The sequence below is a fragment of the Phytohabitans rumicis genome (assembly GCF_011764445.1).
Taxonomy (GTDB): Bacteria; Actinomycetota; Actinomycetes; order Mycobacteriales; family Micromonosporaceae; genus Phytohabitans; species Phytohabitans rumicis.
In genome coordinates this window covers 549,929-569,827 of record NZ_BLPG01000002.1, presented here as the reverse complement: position 1 = coordinate 569,827, position 19,899 = coordinate 549,929, and the positions used below count along the sequence as shown (strand labels likewise).

Genomic DNA, 19,899 nt, shown 5'->3' with positions numbered 1-19,899 from the left:
CATTTGCCCTTGATCGACGGGGAGGGACCTCGATCGACGGAGAGGGACCTTGATCGACGGGGAAGGCCCGCGATCGGCGCGGAGGGCCCTTGATCGGCGGGGAGGGATCGCGATCGACGCGGAGGCCCTTGATCGGCGGGCTGGCTCCGTGATCACCGCGGTGGTGGGGGTGGTCGGTTGGGTGATCAGGGTGCTCGTTGATGGTGGTCGATGCGCTAGGCGTTGACAGAGATCGATTGGTGTTCGTACGCTTTCCCTACTAATGGATGGGAAAGCGCTTCCCTAAGGAGTTCGCATGAGAGCACCGCGGCGGCGTACGACGGTGGCGGGCGCGCTCGCCGCGGGGATGTTGGCGATGGGCGGGTTCGCGGTGACGACGGCGGTCGCCAGCGCCGCCGTGACCGGTTGCCGGGTCGACTACCGGATCACGAACCAGTGGACCGGCGGGTTCGGTGCCGACGTGGCCATCACGAATCTCGGCGATCCCGTCACCGGCTGGGCGCTGACCTGGACGTTCGCGGCGGGACAGAGCGTCACGCAGGCGTGGAACGCGACCGTGGCGCAGAGCGGCACGGCGGTGACCGCGACGAACGTGAGCTACAACGGCGCGATCGCGACCAACGGCAGTGTGAGCTTCGGCTTCAACGGCGCCTGGACGAGCAGCAACCCGGTGCCGGCGGCGTTCGCCGTCAACGGCACGCCCTGCACCGGCACGCCGAACGCCACGCCGTGCCCGGCCCCGGTGACACCTACCCCGGGGACGCCTACCCCGGCGCCGACCACGAGCGCCCCGCAGAGCCGGGTGACCGTGTGGCTGGCGGGTGACTCGACGGTGGCCAACCCGGCGTCCAGCGGTGCGTGCCCGGTCGGCTGGGGCAACCAGTTCGCCTCGTACTTCAACAGCAACGTGACCGTGGTCAACAGCGCGATCGGCGGCCGCAGCATCCAGACCTGGCTGTACGACCCGAACGTGACCAGCACGATGAACTCGGCCGGCGAGTGCGTGGTGAGCCCACAGACGTACTCGACGCGTTGGCAGGCGATGCTCAACGCGTCGACCGGGATGAAGGCCGGCGACTACCTGTTCATCCAGTTCGGCATCAACGACGGCTCCACCACCTGCCCGCGGCACGTCGGCTCGGCGAAGTACCGGGAACTGCTCGGCGTGATGGCCAGCGCGGCCAAGGCCCGCGGCGCCTACCCGGTCTTCCTCACCCCGGCCGCGGCCATCACGTGCAGCGGCAGCACCGCCACCGGCAACCGGGCTTCCTGACCGAGACCCGCGACGCCGGCACCGCCAACGGCGTACCGGTGATCGACCTGCACCAGCGCAGCGTCGCCGCGTACAACCGGCTCGGGCTGTGCCCGAACAACGGCGACTACACGCAGGGGCCGTGGGCGCCTTCTTCTGCAACGACCACACCCACTTCGAGACCGCCGGTGCCCGCGAGATCGCCGGCGTGGTGGCCGGCGCGATCCGCGAGCAGGGCATCGCCCTGCGCGCCTACCTGCGATAGGAGTCCTCGTGTCCGTCCGCCGCCTGCTCCTGCCCATCCTCGCCGCCGTCGCCCTGACGGCCGGCGCGCTCGTCGCCTTGCCCGGCGCGCACGCCGCGGCGGGGGACGGCTCGCCCACCGATCCGAACATCCGGTTCGTCGGGCGCTGGGACACGTCCAACAGCGCGGCGTACGTGCCGCATTGGGCCGGGACCTACTTCGAGACCGGCTTCACGGGTACGACGGTGCGGCTCAAGCAGCGCAACGCGATCGACCTGTACTACAGCATCGACGGGCAGCCGGAGGTGTACATCACCAACGTGTCCGGCACGGTCAACCTCACGCCCACCCCGCTCGCGGCCGGCAATCACACGCTGCGGGTGTCGTACCGGGTGATCGCCGGCTCGTACCACGGCGACGCCGTGTTCCAGGGGCTCGTTCTCGACTCCGGTGCGAGCACCTACGCGCGGCCGGCGCCGGCCAAGCTGGTCGAGTTCGTCGGCGACTCCATCACGCTGGGCAGCACGTCCAGCAGGACGGCGCTGACCGCGTACGGCTGGCTGGTGGGGGAGCGGCTCGGTGCCCGACACACCCAGATCGCGTACGGCGGGGGCTGCCTGGTCGCGGCCGCGGACGGGTGCAACGGGATGAGCAACCAGTTCTTCAAGATGAGCACCGCCGCCGACGGCCCGGCCTGGGACTTCGGCCGCTACCAGGCGGACGCCGTGGTCATCAACATCGGCACGAACGACACCAGCCACGGCGTGTCCGGCGCGACGTTCCAGAGCACGTACGTGACGTTCCTGCGCAACGTGCGGGCCAAGTACCCGAACGCGGCCATCGTCGTGCTGCGCACGTTCATCGGCCGGTACGCGACGGAGACCCAGGCGGCGGTGAACACGGTGGTCGCCGGCGGCGACCGGAACCTGTCCTACGTGGACACGACCGGCTGGATCCCGTCCGGCGGGCTGTCCGACTCGGTGCACCCCAACGACGCCGGCCACCGCGCGATCACCGACCGGCTCGCCCCGATCGTGTCGCAGAGGCTGGCCGGTTCGACGCCGACCCCGGCACCCACGACGCCCGCCCCGACCACCCCGGCACCGACGACGCCCGCGCCGACCACCGCGGCGCCCACGACCCCGGCCCCGGCCGGCGGCTGCGCGGTGGCGTACGCGATTACCAACCAGTGGTCGGGCGGGTTCCAGGCCGACGTGACGGTCCGCAACGCCGGCTCCACGGCGGTCAACGGCTGGACGGTGCAGTGGAGCTTCGCCAACGGCCAGACCGTCACCCAGGCGTGGAACGCCGGCTACACGCAGAGCGGCGCGACCGTCCGGGCGACCAACGCCAGTTGGAACGGCACGATCGCGGCGGGCGGCAGCGCCGGCTTCGGCTTCATCGGCACGTTCACCACCACCAACGCCAAGCCGACCGCGTTCACCCTCAACGGCGCCGCCTGCGCGAACGCCTAGACCACATCAGTCCTTGCGGCCCTGGACCGCCAGCCCGAGGCCGAGCCCGACCATGGTGAGCCCGGCGGCGCCGCCGATCAGGTCCAGGCGCCGCGCCGACCGGGCGAACCAGGATCGGGCCGTGCCGGCCGCCACGCCCCAGACCGCGTCCGACGCGAGCGCGATCGCGGCGAAGATGGCGCCCAGGATCACCATCTGCAGGCCCGGGTGCCCGGCCGCCGGGTCCACGAACTGGGGTAGCACCGCCGCGAAGAACACGATCGTCTTCGGGTTGGTCACGCCGACGACGTACCCCTGTAGCCAGGTGCGGCGGCCGCCGAGCGGCGCGGTCTGGCCCTCGAACGCGGCGCGCAGGCTCCGGCGGTGCCGGACGGCCTGGACGCCGAGGTAGACCAGGTACGCCGCGCCGGCGAACTTGATCGCCGTGTAGACGACGGCGGAGGTCTGCACGATGGCGCCCACGCCGACAGCGACGGCGGTGGCCGCGGTGAAGCTGCCGAACGCACCGCCGAGGACCGTGGTCAGCGCGACCCGCCGCCCGTACGCCAGCGCCCGGCTCACCGTGAAGAGCACCGACGGGCCGGGGATGACGATCAGGATGAACGCGGCGACGGTGAACGCCAAGAGGTGATCAAGGGACGGCATACGCCTACCCTATCCACGCGCCCCGGCCGCCGACGCCGCCTGCGGGAACAGGTCGTCGAACACCGCGCCCCGGTCGAACGACATCGCCCGAGCCCGGGCCCGCGCCTCCAACGCCTGCCGCTCGGCGGTGGACATGTCCAGCACCACCCGGTCCACCGCCGCGGCCAGGCCGGCGATGTCGCCCGGCTCCACGGTGATCGCGGTGTCGCCGACCGCCTCGCCGGTCCCGCCGGTCAGCGTGGTGACGATCGGCCCGCCGCCGGCCAGCATCTTCTCGGCCAGGGCGATGCCGAACGTCTCCACGAAGTCGGGCTCCGGCTTGGTGGGCAGGGCGTACGCCGCGCAGCCGCGCATGAGCAGCGGCTTTTCCCGGTCGTCGACGTCGGTGAGGAAGATGATCCGGTCGTCCTCCTTGGCCATCGCCTGCACGTGCTCCAGCGCCGGCCCGGTGCCGGCGACGACCAGCTTCACCCGCGGCCGGCACTCCATCTGGCCGTACGCGATCACCAGGTCGTAGATCCCTTGGCCCGGGCGACCCGGGACAGGAACAGGACATATCCGTCGCGCTCCAGGCCGCGCCGGGCCAGCGCGGCGTCCACGGCGGCCGGATCCAGATCGAGGTACGCCGACGCGTCGATCGGCGGGTAGCTGACCGCCACCCGGCGCCGGCACTGTTCGGCGAACGTCGTGCCGCAGTGCGCGTCGACCTCCTGCGCCGAGGCGACGATCTCGTCCCGGGTGTAGTCGGAGACCGCGACGACCTCGTCGTTGGCCAGGAACGTGGTGAACAGGACGGTCGCCGCGCCGAACCGCCCCTCCCGCAGGCACGACCGGATCACGTTGGTCACGTCGGAGCCGACCGCCTTGGCCACCGTGTGCACGTCCGGCGCGAACCCGGCCGCCCGCGCGGCGGCGACCGCGTCGGTGACCACCTGGGTGTGCGGGACGAGGTACATGGACAGGCAGGTCGTCGGCACCGGCTCGGCGAGCAGTTCGACGAGGCGCCCGGTGAGCCCGGCGAGGTGGCGCCCGTCGGGCACCCGGTAGTCGCCGACCGCCTCGGGCCGCTCCACCGTGATCCCGGGCTGTACGGCAGCAGCCGGTCCAGCGGCTTGAGCGGCAGCCCGGCCGCCTGCAGGGTCGGTATCGGCCAGGTTAGCAGGCGGACGTCGTCGTACCCGCGGGTCAGTGCCACCTCGGCGAGGTTGCGCGCCTCGCCGGAGTGGCCGCAGATGACCGGATCGGCCCGGACCACGATGACGAGACGGCGGTGGGGGTAGCTCATCGCGCTCTCCCTAGGTCAGGGGAAGGTCGGAGAGGGACGGGGGCGGGGCTCGCTGCCCCAGGTCGACGGCCGCGTCCCCAACCGCAGCCGCAGGATGCCGCCGCGGTGCACGTCGGCGGCGCTCAGGTGGGTGGTGTGCAGGGGCGGCCGTTGAGGGTCGCCGACTGGACGTACTGGGTGGGTGGGTCACGGTCGATGCCGTCGACGCCGATCGGCGCCTCCCGGTGACCGCTGGTCTCGATGACGAACTCGTTGGCGCCGACCCGCAGCGCCGACCGGGCGAACGCGGGCGCGTTGACCAGGAACATGCTCTGCCCGACGACCGGGAAGAGGCCCAGCGACGCCCACACGTACCACGAGCTGAGGCCGCCGGAGTCGTCGTTGCCCGGCAGCCCGCCCGGCCCGGTGCCGAACTGCCAGGTCAGCGCCGCGTTGACCACCTGCGCGGTGCGGTCGGGCCGGCCCGCGTAGTGGTACGCCCACGGCGCCTCCATGTCGGGCTCGTTGTTGAGCCCCTCGAAGCGGTTCAGGGCGTACCCGGCGGCCATCTCGGCCGGCGACGGGCGCCGGCCCGGCTGCGTCACCGGCGCGGCGCCGAAGCCGAAGAACCGGTCCAGCTTGTCGATGAACGCCTCGTCGCCGCCGGCCAGCTTGATCCGCGCGGCCATGTCGTGCAGCAGCCGGAACGAGTAGTTCCACTTGCCGCCCTCGTAGAAGTCCGAGTCGAGCAGCAGGCCGGTGCGGGGGTCGAACGCGTTGGCCCAGTGCCGGCTGCGCGCCTCCAGGTCGTCGGCAAGGCGGCGGTCGTTCAGCGCCCGCGCCACCTGCGCGGTGCAGTGGTGGGCGTACGCGAGGTCGAGGGTGTGGCTGATCGGGTGCACCACGCCGTGCTCGAAGAAGTCCTCGCCGTACAGCCGGCGCAGGTCGTCGACCATGTGCACCAGAGCCCAGTTCCAGTCCAGGCCCGGCAGGCCGAGCGTGTGGGCGTCCGCCAGGACGGTGTGCGCGAGCGCGCTGGCCTGGCGGAAGAACCGGTCGGCGCCGCGCGCCATCCGGTACCCGATCGGGAAGTTGCCCTCCTCCTCGCAGACCCGGATGAGCGACTCCAGCAGCTCCACCGCCCGGTCCGGGACGATCGCGGTGAGCAGCGGCAGCTGCGTCTTGTAGATGTCCCACATGGTGCAGACGTCGAAGGCGTACGGGCCGGAGGTTGGCCAGTACGGGCTCTCGTCGTCGGCGAAGCACGGCTTGATCAGCGCGTGGTACAGGGCCGTCGCGAACACCGTGCGGCGGGCCGGCGTACCGCCCTCGACCTGGACCCGGTCCAGGTGCGCGCCCCAGCGGGCCCGGGTCTGCGCGTGCACCCGGTCGAACGCCGGCTGGGCGTGCCCGCACTCGCGCTCCAGGTTCTGCCGGGCCTGCTCGCAGCCGCGCAGCGAGAACCCGAGCCGCACCTCGATCGTCTGCCCCGCCACGGCCGGACCCATGAACATCATGCCGAACGGGCGCAGCGTGGTGTGCCGGATGCTGTCGAAGTCCAGGCGGGTGCCGCCGTGGATGAGCCGCCGGTCGTACCAGAGCATCTGCCGCCAGCCGGGGGAGTCGACCTCCAGGTAGACCGACAGCGGGACGCCCTCCATCACCACCGTGCCCTGGGCCCGGCCGTGCCCCATGCTCTCCGCCTGGGCCCGCAGCGGCACGGTCCGGCCGAGCTCGATGGCCAGCCCGCCGCAGGACAGGTCGACCACCACCCGGGCGCTGCTGTGCTCCGGGAACGTGTACCGGTGCACGGCGACCTTGGCGCCTACGGTGATCTCGCAGCGCACCCCGGTGTCCAGCGTGGCCGCGTAGTAGCCCGCCTCGGCCATCTCGTCGTACAGCGGCCACGCCTGCCCCAGGTCGTCCAGCGGCTGCACCATCGGGGTGACCCGCACGTAGTTGTAGTACTTGCGGATGGCTCCGGTACCGGACTGCTGGAAGTGGGTGAAACCGGACGCCTGCAGCCGGTCGAACATCACCTCGGGGACACCCTCGGTGTTCTTCATGTACCGCCCGTACCCCGTGGGGTAGGCGCCGGAGTACGCGCAGGCCGACACCATGCCCAAGGGCGACGTGGCACCCGGGTGGGTGTTGCCGACTTGCGGTTTTGGCCACCACCAACTGGCGGCGAGACCATGTGCCCTGGGCAGGTCCGTCGCGGCGGTGCCGATGAACGGGTCAACGTCGTCGAGAATGGCGGGACTTTACCTGGTGGAAGCCCTCCCGTGGTTTCGGATAGATGAACTCCAGGATCTGGGGTCCACCCCCGGGGGATCTCGATCAAGGTCCCGCCCGCCGATCAAGGGCTCTGCGCGTCGATCAAGGGCATAGGGCCGTGGTTTGATCTCCGATCCACGACCATTCGCCCTTGATCGGCGAGGAATTCCTTGATCGACGGTCCGCGAGTGGGCGTGGTCGTCCAGCGGCGGCCGCCCAGGTCGGGCCGGTCTGCGGTCCGGCGTGCGTCGGCCCGTGCGTCCCGCTGTGGCCTGGTGCGCGTCGGCTGCGGCCTGGCGCGCGTCGATCAAGGACTGGTGCGTCGATCAAGGGCATATGGTCGTGGATCGGAGATCAAACCGCGGCCGTTCGCCCTTGATCGACGCACCAGTCCTTGATCGGCGGCGCCCGGCGGCCCACGGCCCGCGCTCGCGGCCGGGCCGGCCGGCGCGCGAGAGTGCGGGGGGGCGGGACCGGGTACGGGGGCTCGTGACCAGGTACGGGCGGTAACGGGGCGGGCGTCTAGGCGGCGGCGCGGTCGGCTGGCGGGCGGCGGCGGTGGGTTGGGTCGGCCAGGTACGGGGAGCGCCAGGCGCCGTCCGGGTGGTACGTGTTGGTGCCGGGCGGGACGATCTCGTCGATCCGGTCCAGGGCGTCGTCGTCGAGGGTGACGGTGGCGCCCTTGAGCAGCCCGTCGAGCTGCTCCATCGTGCGCGGCCCGATGATCACGGAGGTGACCGCCGGGTGGGCGGCGGCGAACGCGACGGCCAGTTGCGGCAGGGTGCAGCCCACCTCGTCGGCCAGCCCGACGAGCCGCTCGACGGCGTCGAGCTTGGCGGCGTTCTCGGGGATGGCCGGGTCGAACCGGCCCGGGGTGAGCCGGGCCCGCCCGGTGGTCAGGTCCACCGGCCGGTCCTTGCGGATCGCGCCGGACAGGAAGCCGGAGGCGAGCGGGCTCCAGGTGAGCACGCCCATGCCGTACCGCTGGCAGACCGGCAGGACGGCGGACTCGATGCCGCGGGCGAGGATCGAGTACGGCGGCTGCTCGGTGCGGAAGCGGCCCAGGGCGCGCCGCTCGGCCACCTGGTGCGACTCCACGATCTCCTCGGCGGGGAAGGTCGAGCAGCCGAACGCCCGGATCTTGCCGGCGCGGACCAGGTCGGTCAGCGCCGACAGGGTCTCCTCGACGTCGGTGCTGTGGTCGGGGCGGTGGATCTGGTACAGGTCGATCCAGTCGGTGCCCAGCCGCCGCAGGCTCTCCTCGGCCTCGCGGACGATCCACCGCCGCGAGTTTCCGCCGCGGTTGGGCCCGGGGCCGTCGCCCATCGGGAAGTGCACCTTCGTGGCGAGCACGACGTCGTCGCGCCGGCCGGCCAGTGCCTTGCCGACGATCACTTCGGACTCGCCGGCGGAGTACATGTCCGCGGTGTCCACGAAGTTGATCCCCTGGTCGAGGGCGGCGTGGATGATCCGTACGCAGTCGTCGTGGTCGGGGTTGCCGACTGAGCCGAACATCATGGTGCCGAGGCAGTGGGCGCTCACCTGGATTCCGGTGCCGCCGAGGACGCGGTAACGCATGGCGGCCTACGGTACGACTTCGAGCGCACTCGAGGTCAACCTGCGCCTCAGTCGACTCCCATGTAGACGGACTTGGTCCAGGTGTAGAACTCGGTCGCCACGCTGCCCTGCTCGCGGAAGGTGTTCGTGGACGAGCCCTTCACGCCGCCGAACGGTACGTTGAGGTCGAGGCCGCTGGTGGGCCGGTTGACCTTGACGACGCCGGCCTGGACGGTGTCGGCGAACCGGTGCGCGGCCCGCAGGTCGTTGGTGACGATGCCGGCGGCCAGCCCGAACGGCACCGCGTTGGCGACCGCGACCGCGCCGTCCAGGTCGTCGGCGCGCAGCACCGCGATCACCGGGCCGAAGACCTCCTCGGTGGCGATCCGGTGGTCCGGCTTGACGTCGACCACGACGGCGGCGCTCTGGCGCAGGCCGTCCGGCTCGGCGCCGCCGGCCAGCACCTGGCCGCCCTGGTCGGCCGCGATCCGCAGGTAAGAGCGGTCGACGGCGAGCTGCTCGGCGCTCGCCACCGGGCCCATGAGCGTGCCGGGGGACTGCCCGTCGCCGGGCTGGTACCGCGCGGCCTCGGCCAGCAGCGCGTCGACGAACGCGTCGTGGATGCCGGGCGTGCAGATCACCCGGCTGGTGGCGGTGCACGCCTGGCCGGTCAGCCCGTACCCGCCCGCGGCGGCGATGCGGGCGGCCCGCGCCGGGTCGGCGTCGTCGAGCACGACCAGCGGATTCTTGCCGCCCATCTCCAGTTGCACCCGGGCCCGCCGGGCGGACACGGCGGCGTGGATGAGCTGGCCCACCTCGACCGAGCCGGTGAACGACACGGCCCCGACCCGCGGATCCTCGACCAGCGCGCGGCCGGCGACGGCGCCGTCGCCGTACACGACGTTGAGCACGCCGGGCGGGAGCCCGGCTTCGCGCAGCGCCTCGGACAGGTGCCACACCGAGACCGGGGTCAGCTCGGCCGGCTTGAGCACGACGGCGTTGCCGGAGACCAGCGCGGGCGCGATCTTCCACGCCGGGATCGCGATCGGGAAGTTCCACGGGGTGATCGTGGCGACCACGCCGACCGGCTCGCGCTTGGTGTACACGAACGTGTCGGGCAGCGACGAGGGCAGCGTCTGGCCGTTCGCGCGCCAGCCCTCGCCGCCGAAGAAGCGCAGGATGTCGACGGCCCGGCGCACCTCGCCGCGGGCCTCGGCGAGGGTCTTGCCCTCCTCGCGGGTCAGGTCGGTGGCGACCTGGTCGGCGCGGGCCAGCAGCAGCGCGGCGGCCTCGGTGAGGATCGAGCCGCGGGCCGGTGCCGGGGTGGCGGCCCAGGCGGGCTGCGCGCTCTGGGCGGCGGCCACGGCCAGACCGGCCAGGTCCGTGTCGGCGGCCGCGGACACCGCGACGGTCTCGCCGGGGCGGGCCGGGTTTTCGCGTACGGCGGTGGGCGTGCCGACCCGTTCGCCGCCGATGAGGTGTCGCACCTCGCGCGTCAATGTGACTCCTTAGTTCGGTACACCGAGGGGGATGTCGCACCACTGGCCGCCGCTGCGGCGCAGCACCGGGTCGCCGTCGTAGTCGGGCGGTCCGTGCACCGCGATGATCTGCTCGGCGTACTCCTCGGCGTCGTCCTTGGGGTGGTAGCCGATGGCCTCGCCGGCGGCGAGCGACCACCAGCGGCGGCTGTTGCGGCTGACCCCCCAGACGATCCGGTAGCCGGGCGCGGGCGCGCTCAGGCACGCCTCCACCAGCCGGGCGCAGTCGTCGGCGGACAGCCACATGGCCAGGTGCCGCGGCCCGTCCGGGACCTCGCAGCACAGGCCGATGCGCAGGCAGATCACGTCCATGCCGAACCGGTCCGCGTAGAGCCGGCCGGCGGCCTCGACGGCCGCCTTGGACCAGCCGTACAGGGTGTCCGGCCGCACCGGTACGTCGGCCGGCAGCCCGCCGGGCGGCGCGTCGCCGCGCTCGTAGAAGCCGGCGGCGTGGTTGGAGGAGGCCAGCACCACCCGGGACACGCCTGCGCGGCGGGCCGCCTCCAGCACGGCGTACGCCGCGAAGGCGTTGTGGTGCAGCACCTCCTCGGCGGGGGCCTCGCGGCTCTGCCCGCCGAGGTGGACGACCGCGTCCACGCCGGCGCAGGCGTCGGTCATGGCGTCCAGGTCGGTGGCGGACGCGGCGAGCCACCCGTCGACGGCGGGTGGCCGGATGTCCAGCAGGCGCAACTCGTGGCCGGTCAGCCGGGGGACGAGCAGGCGTCCGATGCCGCCGGCGGCGCCGGTGAGCAGTACCCGCGCCATCAGCGGATCCCGGCCCGGCGCAGCGACACGGCCAGCTGCCGGGTGTGCGCGACCATCGCGGTGGCCACCCGCTCGACCTCGTCGTCGACGGCCAGGTGGGCCGGCATCGAGCAACTGATCGCGTCGGTGGGCGGGATGCGGTAGTCGACCGCGACGGCCACGCAGGCGACGCCCTCGGTGCCCTGCTCCCGCTCGAACGCCCAGCCCCGCTCCCGGACGGCGTCCAGCTCGCGGTGCAGCGCGGCCCGGTCCGTGATGGTGTTCGGGGTGTACCGGACCAGTTCGGCCGGCAGCAGCGCGTCGGCCTCGGCCGGGGTGAGCGCGGCGAGCAGCGCCTGGCCCAGCGCGGTGAGGTGCACCGGCAGCCGGCGCCCGACCCGGGAGACGATCCGGATGGAGTCGCGGGACGACCGGGTGGCCAGGTAGATCACGTGCCCGTCGTCGCGGCGGGCGAAGTGGATGGTGTAGCCGATCTCGGCGCGCAGGTCCTCCAGGGCCGCGTCGGCGTACGCGAGCGCGGGGTCCTTGTCGAGGTAGGCGGTGCCGGACAGCAGCGCGTGCGGGCCGATCCCGAAGGCCGAGCCGGTCTCGTCGGCCTGCACCCATTTCAGGTCACGTAACGTCCGGATCAGCGCGTGCAGGCTCGATCGGGGGTACCCGGTGAGCGTCTGGAGCTCCGCGATGCTCAGCAGTCCGGGCGCGGAGGCGAGGGTCTCCAGGATGCGCACGGTGCGCTCGGCCGACTTCACCAGCGGCGTTGGTTGGTCCAGCACGGCGCTCCCCACTTTTTGTCGACCTGTTGACCGGCATGTTAACGGACGCTACCTTGTCCGCTAAACCCCGTCCAGGTTAACAGATACCGTCCACATATGTAGACAGGAGGTGGCGTCATGGTCCGGACCCGCAGAGCGGTGGCCGTCGTGGCGCTCATGGCGCTCGCGCTTTCCGGCTGCGGCGGCAACTCGGCCGCCACGACCGACGCCAAGCAGGATGAGAAGGCCGCGCTGGACATCTGGGTCCGGTTCGCGCCGGGCTCGCCGAGCGAGGCGACCGCCAAGGCGCTCGCCGCCAAGTTCACCGAGAAGACCGGCATACCGACCAATGTCACCGCCTCGACCGACCTGGAGACCAAGCTCCAGCAGGCGGCGGCCAGCAAGGACCTGCCCGACATCGTCGTCAACGACGTCGCCCAGCTCGGCAACCTGGTCAGCCAGGGGCTGGTCACGCAGGTCAACAAGTCCGACATCGAGGGCGCCGACAAGCTGTCGGCCACCGCGTGGGACGCGGCCACGGCCACCGACGGCAAGCAGTACGGCGTGCCGTTCAACGCCCAGACGTACGCGATCCTGATCCGCAAGGACTGGCGGGAGAAGGTCGGCCTGGCCGAGCCCAAGAGCTGGGACGACCTGGTCGCGCTCGGCAAGGCGTTCACCACCGGCGACCCGGACGGCAACGGCAAGGCCGACACGTACGGCTTCGACATCCCCGGCACCACCACCCGCGGCTACATCTCCTGGTACTTCAGCAACTTCCTGTTCAGCGACGGCGCCGAGTTCCTGACCGGCAGCAACGGCAAGTTCACCCCGGCCGTCACGAGCGACAACTCGGTGGCCGCGCTCACCTGGTTCCAGCAGCTGTTCTGCACCGACAAGGTGGTCATGCCCGGCTCGGTGACCCAGAGCACCGGCGACGCCATCGCCGCGTTCCAGGCGGGCAAGGCCGGCATCTACCTGACCGGCCCGTACAACCTGGCCGCCGCGGACAAGGTCGGCGCCGGCAAGGTCGAGGTCGTACCGGTCCCAGCCGGCCCGAACGGCGGCGGCAAGGCCCTGGCCCTGGCCGAGGGGAGAACATCTACCTCATGGCCGGCTCGCCCAACCAGGCCGGGCAGCGCAAGTTCGCCGGGTTCGCCGCCTCCGTCGAGGGCCAGACCATCGGCATGAACGGCGACAAGGAGGGCAACCTCGTCCGGCTGCCGGTGAACACCGAAGTCAAGATGAGCGACGTCCGTACCGACACCCGCTGGCAGGTCTTCGCCGACGTGTACACCAACAGCGGCAAGCTCGCCCCGCGGGTGCCCAACTGGACGCCGTTCCGGCAGACCGCCGCAGACTCGTTCAACTCGATCGTGTCGAACTGCTCCGCGGACCCGAAGGCCGAGCTGACCAAGCTGTCCGACACCTTCAAGCAGGAGCTGGAGAAGCAGGGGGTACTGGGGTAATGCTGCGTGCCCGGCTGCGCGGGTACGCCGTCGCGTGGTTCTTCCTGGCGCCGGCCCTGCTGTTGTTCACGTACTTCAAGTTCATCCCGATGGCCCGGGCGATCGAGATGAGCTTCTACGAGGTACGCCCGTTCCTGGGCGACCGCTGGGTCGGCGGGGCCAACTACGAGACGGTGGTGACCAGCGACGACGTGCTCGCGGCGCTGGGCCACACGCTTGTGTTCGCGGTGCTGGGCACGTTCGGCTCCATCGTGCTCGGCCTGCTGCTGGCCCTGCTGCTGGAGGGCACCGCGCGGCACCTGTGGTTCATCCGGACGGTGGTTTTCCTGCCCACCGTCGCGGCCGGCGCGGTCGTCGCCGAGGTGTGGCGGATCCTGTACTACCCGGCGCCGGAGGGGACGGTCAACAGCGTCCTCGCCTGGGTGGGGCTGGGCCCGAGCCAGTTCCTCAACGCCAGCGACAGCGCACTGCCGTCTATCCTCGCGGTGATCGTCTGGCACGGCGCGCCGTACAACATGATGATCTTCCTCGCCGGCCTGGCCGGCGTGGACCGCAGCCTCTACGAGGCGGCCGCCGCCGACGGCGCCTCGATCCCGCGGCGGATCTGGCACATCACGCTGCCCGCGCTGCGGCCGGTCTTCGCCATCCTCTTCACCCTGGCGGCGCTGCGCGGCCTGCGCATCTTCACCGAGGTGTACCTGCTCACCAACGGCGGCCCGGACTCCTCGACGGAGACCCTCATGACGCTCATCTACAAGCTCGGCCTGGAGCGCAACGAACTGGGCGTGGCCGCGGCCGGCTCGGTCCTGCTGCTGCTCGCGACCGCCGTGCTCACTCTCGCGGTCCAGGCCGCCCGGCGCCGGGAGGCCACATCATGAAGCAGGAGAGACAGTGAAACAGGAGAGACAATGAAGGCCTCCGGCCGCACCGACACCGCGCTCGGCCTGGGCACGCCGCGCGGCCCGGTCGCCGCGCTGACCAAAATCCTCGTGTACGCCATGCTGGTCGCCGTCTTCGCCGGGCCACTGATCGCGGTGCTGGTCAGCTCGCTGGACCGGGTCACCGACCCGACCAAGCTGTCGTTCATCCCGCGGCACTTCACCTTTGACAGTTACCGGGTCGCGTTCGACCGCGGCGTCTTCAAGTACCTGCTCAACTCGCTCGTCGTGGTCGGCGGCGGGCTGCTGCTGCAGGTGCTGGTCAGCGTGTCCGCGGCGTACGCCCTGGCGCGCAAGAGGTTTCCCGGTGCCCGGCTGGTGCTGCTGCTGATCCTGTCCACCATGATGCTGCCGGAGGAGGTGCTGGCGATCCCGCTGTCGCTCATCCTGGGCGACCTGCCGGTGCTGCACGTCAGCCTGCTCAACTCGCTGGTCGGCATGATCGTGCCGGTCGGCGCGTGGGGGATGTCGATCCTCGTCATGACGGAGTTCATGAAGGAGATCCCGATCGAGCTGGAGGAGGCCGCCCGCATCGACGGCGCGGGGGAGTTCCGGCTGTTCTGGTCGGTGGTGCTGCCGCTGTGCCGGCCCGCGCTCGGCGTCATCGGCATCTTCGGATTCAACATGATCTGGGACCAGTACATGCTGCCGCTGCTGGTGGCCCGGGACTCGGCCCAGTACACGCTGTCGCTCGCGCTGCGCACCCTGCGCGACGACCCCGAGGTGGGCATCGGCGTCCTGCTGGCCGGCTCGGTGCTGGCACTGCTGCCGTCCATTGTGGTGTTCCTGTCATTCCAGCGGCAGTTCATGAGGGGCCTCACGTCCGGGGCCATCAAGGGGTAGAGATGCGCTTGTCAGGTTTGTTGTCGTTCCCGCTCACGCCGTTCACGGCCGACGACCGGGTCAACCTGGAGGTCTTCGCCGAGCACGTCGAACGGCAGATCGCGGCCGGCCCGGCGGGCCTGTTCGTGGCGTGCGGGACCGGCGAATTCTCCGCCCTGTCCGTGCCGGAGTACCACGACGTGGTCGGCACCGCGGTCCGGGTCGCCGCCGGCCGGCTGCCGGTCTTCGCCGGTGCCGGGGGCGGGCCGCGGGTCGCCCGCGAGTTCGCGGCCGCCGCCGCGGTGGCCGGCGCCGACGGCCTGCTCCTGCTGCCGCCGTACCTCGTCACGTCCACCGCGCAGGGCCTGGTCAACCACATCCGGTACGTCGCCGCGGGCGCGCCGCTGCCGCTGGTGGTCTACCAGCGGGCCAACGCGGTGCTGACTCCGGCCGCCGCCGTGCAACTGCTCGACATAGACCAGGTGGTGGGCATCAAGGACGGGCGCGGCGACGTCGACGCGATGCTGCGCCTGGTGACCGCGATCCGCGCCAGCGGGCACCCGCGGGCCGAGGACTTCGGGTTCCTCAATGGACTGCCGACCGCCGAGATGTCCGTCGCCGCGTACGAGGCGATCGGCGTGGACAGCTACTCCTCGGCCGTCCTGTGCTTCGCGCCGGACATCGCGACCGCGTTCTACCGGGCGTACCGGGCCGGCGACCGGCGCACCACCAACGCCCTGCTCGCCGAGTTCTACCTGCCGCTGGTCGAGCTGCGCGACCGCGTCCCCGGCTACGCGGTGGCGCTCGTCAAGGCCGGCGCCCGACTGTCCGGGTTGGACGTCGGGCCGGTGCGCCCGCCGCTGGTCGACACCACGCCGGCGCACGAGGAGGCCCTCGCCGCGATCCTGGCCCGCGGCCGGGCGGCCCTGTCGCTGGTGGGTGTGCCGTGATCGACTACGTCTCCGTCACCCCGATCGCCTTCCCGGACCCGCCGCTGCTGAACTCGGTCGGGATCCACGAGCCGTGGGCGCTGCGCACGATCGTGGAGGTGTCCGCCGGCGGGCTGGTCGGCCTCGGCGAGACGTACGGCGACCAGGCCCACCTGGACATGGTCCGCCAGGTGGCCCCGGCCCTCGCCGGCCTGGACCCGTTCGACCTCAATGGGCTGCGGGCGCGGCTGGCTTCCTCGGGGATCCCGAGCGCGGCCGGGCGACGGTGGGGCTGAGCGCGCACAGCCCGCTCATGCGGGTGTTCGCCGCGTACGAGGTGGCGCTGCTCGACCTGCAGGGGCAGGCCACCGGGCGGCCGGTGCACGCACTGCTCGGCGGCAAGGTGCGCGACGCGGTGCCGTTCGCCGGGTACCTGTTCTACAAGTGGGCCGCCCATCCCGGCGCCGCACCCGACCAGTGGGACTCCGCTGTGGACGCCTCCGGGATCGTGGCGCAGGCCCGGCGGATGGTGGAGAAGTACGGGTTCACCTCGCTCAAGCTCAAGGGCGGCGTGCACCCGCCGGAGGTCGAGATCGAGGCGATCCAGGCGCTGCGCGACGCGTTCCCGGACATGCCGCTGCGGCTGGACCCCAACTGCGCCTGGAGCGTCCCGGTCTCGCGCCGGGTCGCCGACCAGACCGCCGGGCTGCTGGAGTACCTGGAGGACCCGACGCCGGGCATCGACGGCATGGCGCGGGTGGCCGAGAAGGCGCCGATGCCGCTGGCCACCAACATGTGCGTGGTGTCCTTCGACGACATCCCCGAGGCGTTCGCCAAGCGGGCCGTCGGCGTGGTGCTGGCCGACCACCACTACTGGGGCGGGCTGCGCGCCACCCAGCGCCTGGCCGGCATCTGCGAGACGTACGGTGTGGGCGTGTCCATGCACTCCAACAGCCACCTGGGCATCAGCCTCGCCGCGATGACCCACGTGGCCGCCGCCACACCGGCCCTGGCGTACGCGAGCGACACGCACACGCCGTGGCAGTGCGGCGCGGACGTGGTCGAGCATCCACTGTCCTTCGTGGACGGCGCGGTGCCCGTGCCGTCCACGCCGGGCCTGGGGGTCAGCCTGGACCGCGACGCGCTGGCCCGCATGCACGAGGACTACCTGCGCTGCGGCCTCCGGGCGCGCGACGACACCGGGTACTACCAGCGGTTCGACCCCGACTACCGGAGGCTGATCCCGCGATGGTGAGCGGGCACGCGTACCCGTGGGACGTGCTCGGCGACCCCGCCTTCCCGGCCCGGGTCGCGAACCTCGGCGTGGACACGGTGGTGCTCGCCGCCGCGTACCACTCGGTGCGGGCGGCCACCCCGCTGCACCCGTCGCGGCGGATCGTCGACGCCCCGTACGCCGCCCTCTACCGCCCGGTGCGGGAGCCGGCCTGGCACGGGCGGCGGCTGGTGCCGGCCGTACCCGTGTGGCTGTCCAATCAGGACCCTTACGGCGCGGCGGCCGCCGCGCTGCGGGCCGCCGGCCTGCGGGTGTCCGCCTGGGTCGTGCTCACCCACAACACCCGCCTGGGTACGTTGAACCCGGACGTGGCGGTGGTCAACTGCTTCGGCGAGCCGTACCGGTACGCGCTCTGCCCCGCCCACGCGGAGGTACGCGACTACGCCGCACTCCTGGCCGTCGAGGCCGTCCACGGGACGGACCCGGACGAGGTGTCGCTGGAGGCGTGCGGCCAACTCGGCGCCGGCCACGCGAGCCACCACGACAAGACCGGCGGCGCCTGGTCGCCGCGGCAGGCCCAGTTGCTGTCGGTGTGCTGCTGTACGGCGTGCCGCGCGTCGTGGGCCGCGCTGGGCCTGGACCCCGCAGCGGTCGTGGCCGCGTTGCGCCGGTCCACCGTGGACGCCTCAGTTGTGGACGAGGCTGCCCTCGCGGCCCTGCTCGCCGTCCGGCACCGGATCGCCGCCGAGCTGCGCGCCCACGTGGTGGCGGCGCTGCGCGAGGCGGCCCCGCGGGCCCGGATCGTCCTGCACGCCGACCCGGACCCATGGGCGACCGGCCCGTTGCCCGGACTGGCCCCCGGCGTGGCGCCGGACGTCGACGGGCTGCTCGTATCGTGCTGGAGCGCGGGGGAGGAGCGGGTGGCCGCCGCGACCGCGACCGGGCTGCCGGTCGACGCGTACGTGACCGTGCTCGATCCCGCCGACCCGGCGGAGTTGCCCGGCCGGGTCAAGCGCCTGCGCGAGGCCGGTGCGAGCCGGCTCAGCCTGTACCACCTGGGCCTGGCGCCGCCCGACCGCCAACGCCTGCTGGCGTCCCTGGCCGCGGTGTGGTGACGGCGCCAGACCCGTGGTGGTTTACGTGGCGCTGCAGGACAGCGTGGGTACCCCGTTGGTGCCGTTCCACGAGCCGATGAACCCGAAGGTCGTGCTCGCCCCGGCGCCGAGGCTGCCGTTGTAGCTCACGTTGCGGGCGGTCACGCTCGCCCCGCTGCTGGTGACGGTGGCGTTCCATGCCTGGCTGACGGCCTGCCCGTTGGCGAACGTCCAGGTCACGGTCCAGCCCGTGATCGCCGCGCCGCCCGCGGTGACCCGGACGTCACCCTGGAAGCCGCCCGGCCACTGGCCCAGGATCGCGTACGTCGCGGTGCAGGCGCGCGTGCCGGCCGGCGGCGTGGTCACCGGCGGCGTCGTGGCCGGTGGCGTGGTAGCGGGTGGCGTGGTGGCGGGTGGCGTGGTCACCGGCGGCGTCGTCGGTGTCACTCCACTGTAGATGGTGGCCTCCTTGGCGGTGGCCTTGATCCCGTTGGCGCCGTTGAAGATCCGCTGCCCCCAGGTGGTGAGCTGGCTGGGGTTGAAGTTCGTCGCCATGTCCAGGATCGGATCCGTGTTGCCGCTCCACGACCAGCCGAGGTAACCGAGCCCGCGGGCGTTCGCCTCGGCCAGGATCGTGTCGTGGTCCACCTCGTTGGTGTTGAACCGCCAGCCGAACTCGCCGACCACCAGCGGCCACCCGTTGGTCCGGAAGCGGTTCAGGTAGTCGGTGATGGCCGTGGCGGTGTTGAACACGGCGTACATGTGGATGGACAGCACGGTGTTGCGCTGGGTGTCGGCGTTCAGGATCGTCTGCGCGTTGTCCCGCATGACGAACTGCCAGTCCTGGCCCCAGTTCGGCCCGTCGACCATGAGCAGGTGCTCGAAGCCGTTGGTGCGCATCTTCTGGATCGCCGCCACGGTCGCGGCGGTCCACTGGCCGGCGTTGGTGTTGCCGATCGGCTCGTTGCCGATGTTGATGACGACGTAGTTCTCCTGGCCGACCAGGTTGCTCTTCTGGCTGATCCAGTAGTTGACCGCCTCGTCGAGGCTGGCCGCCGCGCCCTCCTCGCCGTACCCGGTGGTGTCGTGCACCTCCAGGACGCAGATCAGCTTGTTCTGCTTGCACAGCGTGATGACGGCGGCGACGTCGTTGGACGGGCCCCACCGCTTGCCGCTGCCCAGGACGACCCGCACGGTGTTGGCGCCGAGCGCCTTGACGTTGGCGAAGGAGCTGGTCTGGCCGGTGTACCAGACGTGCGGGTGGTTGACCCCGCGCATGATGAAGTTGCTGCCGTTGGCCTCGACGATGTTGGTGCCGCTGATGTGCAGGCCCACGGCCGCGTCGGCGGGCTTGACGAACAGCAGGATGGAAGCGGCGGCGGCGACGAGCGCCACGCCGACGGCGGCGAGCCGTCTCGGACGGGGAAATCTGCGCATGACCTACCTCAAGATGTAAGGAGGCCCGGGAATCGGGGCAGGGACCCGTCGGAACCACTGCCCAGATGGACCGACGATCACTGCCCGGCTCGCAGCGGCATCAGCCTAGGTCAATACCTCCCCCACGTCCACCCCCGACCGCTGCCCACCGCGCCATGCGCCCCGCGCTGCGCGCTGTGCGCTGTGCGCCCCGCGCCCCGCGCGTCG

20 protein-coding genes are annotated in these 19,899 nt (G+C 72.0%); 11 read left to right on the top strand and 9 right to left on the bottom strand.

What is annotated here, in order from left to right; all coding sequences use genetic code 11:
• The first annotated feature begins 295 nt into the window (after positions 1-295).
• From Prum_RS54770 to Prum_RS46220, 3 genes are all read left to right on the top strand, one after another.
• Positions 296-1,273 carry a cellulose binding domain-containing protein gene (locus Prum_RS54770; protein ID WP_173085695.1) on the top strand — a complete coding sequence of 326 codons (978 nt, stop codon included), beginning with the start codon at positions 296-298 and terminating at the stop codon, positions 1,271-1,273.
• 121 nt (positions 1,274-1,394) lie between these two features.
• Positions 1,395-1,517 (top strand): hypothetical protein, encoded by a 123-nt coding sequence (locus Prum_RS54275; protein WP_281369165.1) that lies wholly within the window; start codon positions 1,395-1,397, stop codon positions 1,515-1,517.
• 8 nt (positions 1,518-1,525) lie between these two features.
• Positions 1,526-2,971: a cellulose binding domain-containing protein gene (locus Prum_RS46220; RefSeq protein WP_246278783.1), complete on the top strand. Its 1,446-nt coding sequence runs from the start codon at positions 1,526-1,528 to the stop codon at positions 2,969-2,971.
• A gap of 6 nt (positions 2,972-2,977) precedes the next feature.
• Here the strand turns inward: Prum_RS46220 and Prum_RS46215 are convergent, their stop codons facing one another.
• The 8 genes from Prum_RS46215 to Prum_RS46185 form a co-directional block, all read right to left on the bottom strand.
• Positions 2,978-3,616, bottom strand: a complete 639-nt coding sequence (locus Prum_RS46215) for a LysE family translocator (RefSeq protein WP_173085693.1) — start codon at positions 3,614-3,616, stop codon at positions 2,978-2,980.
• 9 nt (positions 3,617-3,625) lie between these two features.
• Complete coding sequence (locus Prum_RS53235; protein ID WP_246278782.1) at positions 3,626-4,123, bottom strand: glycosyltransferase; 498 nt, start codon at positions 4,121-4,123, stop codon at positions 3,626-3,628.
• A complete protein-coding gene (locus tag Prum_RS53230) occupies positions 4,120-4,689 on the bottom strand; it encodes a hypothetical protein (protein WP_246278781.1) in 570 nt (189 codons plus the stop codon). Before Prum_RS53230 ends, Prum_RS53235 begins: the two co-directional genes overlap by 4 nt.
• A gap of 334 nt (positions 4,690-5,023) precedes the next feature.
• The gene (locus tag Prum_RS46205) at positions 5,024-7,090 is read right to left on the bottom strand and encodes a glycoside hydrolase domain-containing protein (RefSeq protein ID WP_246278851.1); all 2,067 of its coding nucleotides are present in this window, start codon (positions 7,088-7,090) and stop codon (positions 5,024-5,026) included.
• 589 nt (positions 7,091-7,679) lie between these two features.
• Positions 7,680-8,735: an aldo/keto reductase gene (locus Prum_RS46200; RefSeq protein ID WP_173085691.1), complete on the bottom strand. Its 1,056-nt coding sequence runs from the start codon at positions 8,733-8,735 to the stop codon at positions 7,680-7,682.
• Between the two features lie 47 nt (positions 8,736-8,782).
• Positions 8,783-10,213, bottom strand: coding sequence for an aldehyde dehydrogenase family protein (locus Prum_RS46195; RefSeq protein WP_173085689.1), 1,431 nt, complete (start codon positions 10,211-10,213; stop codon positions 8,783-8,785).
• A 9-nt stretch (positions 10,214-10,222) separates the two neighbouring features.
• Entirely contained in the window at positions 10,223-11,017 is a 795-nt protein-coding gene (locus tag Prum_RS46190; protein ID WP_173085687.1) for an NAD-dependent epimerase/dehydratase family protein, read from the bottom strand.
• Positions 11,017-11,790, bottom strand: coding sequence for an IclR family transcriptional regulator (locus Prum_RS46185; protein ID WP_246278780.1), 774 nt, complete (start codon positions 11,788-11,790; stop codon positions 11,017-11,019). Before Prum_RS46185 ends, Prum_RS46190 begins: the two co-directional genes overlap by 1 nt.
• A gap of 117 nt (positions 11,791-11,907) precedes the next feature.
• Here Prum_RS46185 and Prum_RS46180 point away from each other — a divergent pair, with 117 nt between their 5' ends.
• From Prum_RS46180 to Prum_RS46155, 8 genes are read left to right on the top strand one after another with little or no spacing between them, the layout of a single operon-like run.
• Entirely contained in the window at positions 11,908-12,960 is a 1,053-nt protein-coding gene (locus Prum_RS46180; RefSeq protein WP_218577916.1) for an ABC transporter substrate-binding protein, read from the top strand.
• Positions 12,879-13,238: a type 2 periplasmic-binding domain-containing protein gene (locus tag Prum_RS50435; protein ID WP_218577915.1), complete on the top strand. Its 360-nt coding sequence runs from the start codon at positions 12,879-12,881 to the stop codon at positions 13,236-13,238. The genes Prum_RS46180 and Prum_RS50435 overlap by 82 nt, the downstream gene beginning before the upstream one ends.
• Entirely contained in the window at positions 13,238-14,116 is an 879-nt protein-coding gene (locus Prum_RS46175; protein ID WP_173085683.1) for a carbohydrate ABC transporter permease, read from the top strand. Before Prum_RS50435 ends, Prum_RS46175 begins: the two co-directional genes overlap by 1 nt.
• Positions 14,117-14,146: 30 nt before the next feature.
• Positions 14,147-15,019, top strand: a complete 873-nt coding sequence (locus Prum_RS46170; RefSeq protein ID WP_173085681.1) for a carbohydrate ABC transporter permease — start codon at positions 14,147-14,149, stop codon at positions 15,017-15,019.
• A gap of 2 nt (positions 15,020-15,021) precedes the next feature.
• Positions 15,022-15,948, top strand: coding sequence for a 5-dehydro-4-deoxyglucarate dehydratase (locus Prum_RS46165; RefSeq protein ID WP_173085679.1), 927 nt, complete (start codon positions 15,022-15,024; stop codon positions 15,946-15,948).
• On the top strand, positions 15,945-16,223 hold the full coding sequence (locus Prum_RS50430; protein WP_218577914.1) for an enolase-like domain-containing protein: 279 nt from the start codon (positions 15,945-15,947) through the stop codon (positions 16,221-16,223). The genes Prum_RS46165 and Prum_RS50430 overlap by 4 nt, the downstream gene beginning before the upstream one ends.
• A 17-nt stretch (positions 16,224-16,240) precedes the next feature.
• The gene (locus tag Prum_RS46160; protein ID WP_218577913.1) at positions 16,241-17,182 is read left to right on the top strand and encodes an enolase C-terminal domain-like protein; all 942 of its coding nucleotides are present in this window, start codon (positions 16,241-16,243) and stop codon (positions 17,180-17,182) included.
• Positions 17,176-18,276 carry a hypothetical protein gene (locus tag Prum_RS46155; protein ID WP_173085677.1) on the top strand — a complete coding sequence of 367 codons (1,101 nt, stop codon included), beginning with the start codon at positions 17,176-17,178 and terminating at the stop codon, positions 18,274-18,276. The genes Prum_RS46160 and Prum_RS46155 overlap by 7 nt, the downstream gene beginning before the upstream one ends.
• 21 nt (positions 18,277-18,297) lie before the next feature.
• On the opposite strand, the gene Prum_RS46150 is transcribed toward Prum_RS46155, so the two are convergent.
• Positions 18,298-19,692: a cellulase family glycosylhydrolase gene (locus Prum_RS46150; protein ID WP_173085675.1), complete on the bottom strand. Its 1,395-nt coding sequence runs from the start codon at positions 19,690-19,692 to the stop codon at positions 18,298-18,300.
• Positions 19,693-19,899: the final 207 nt, after the last annotated feature.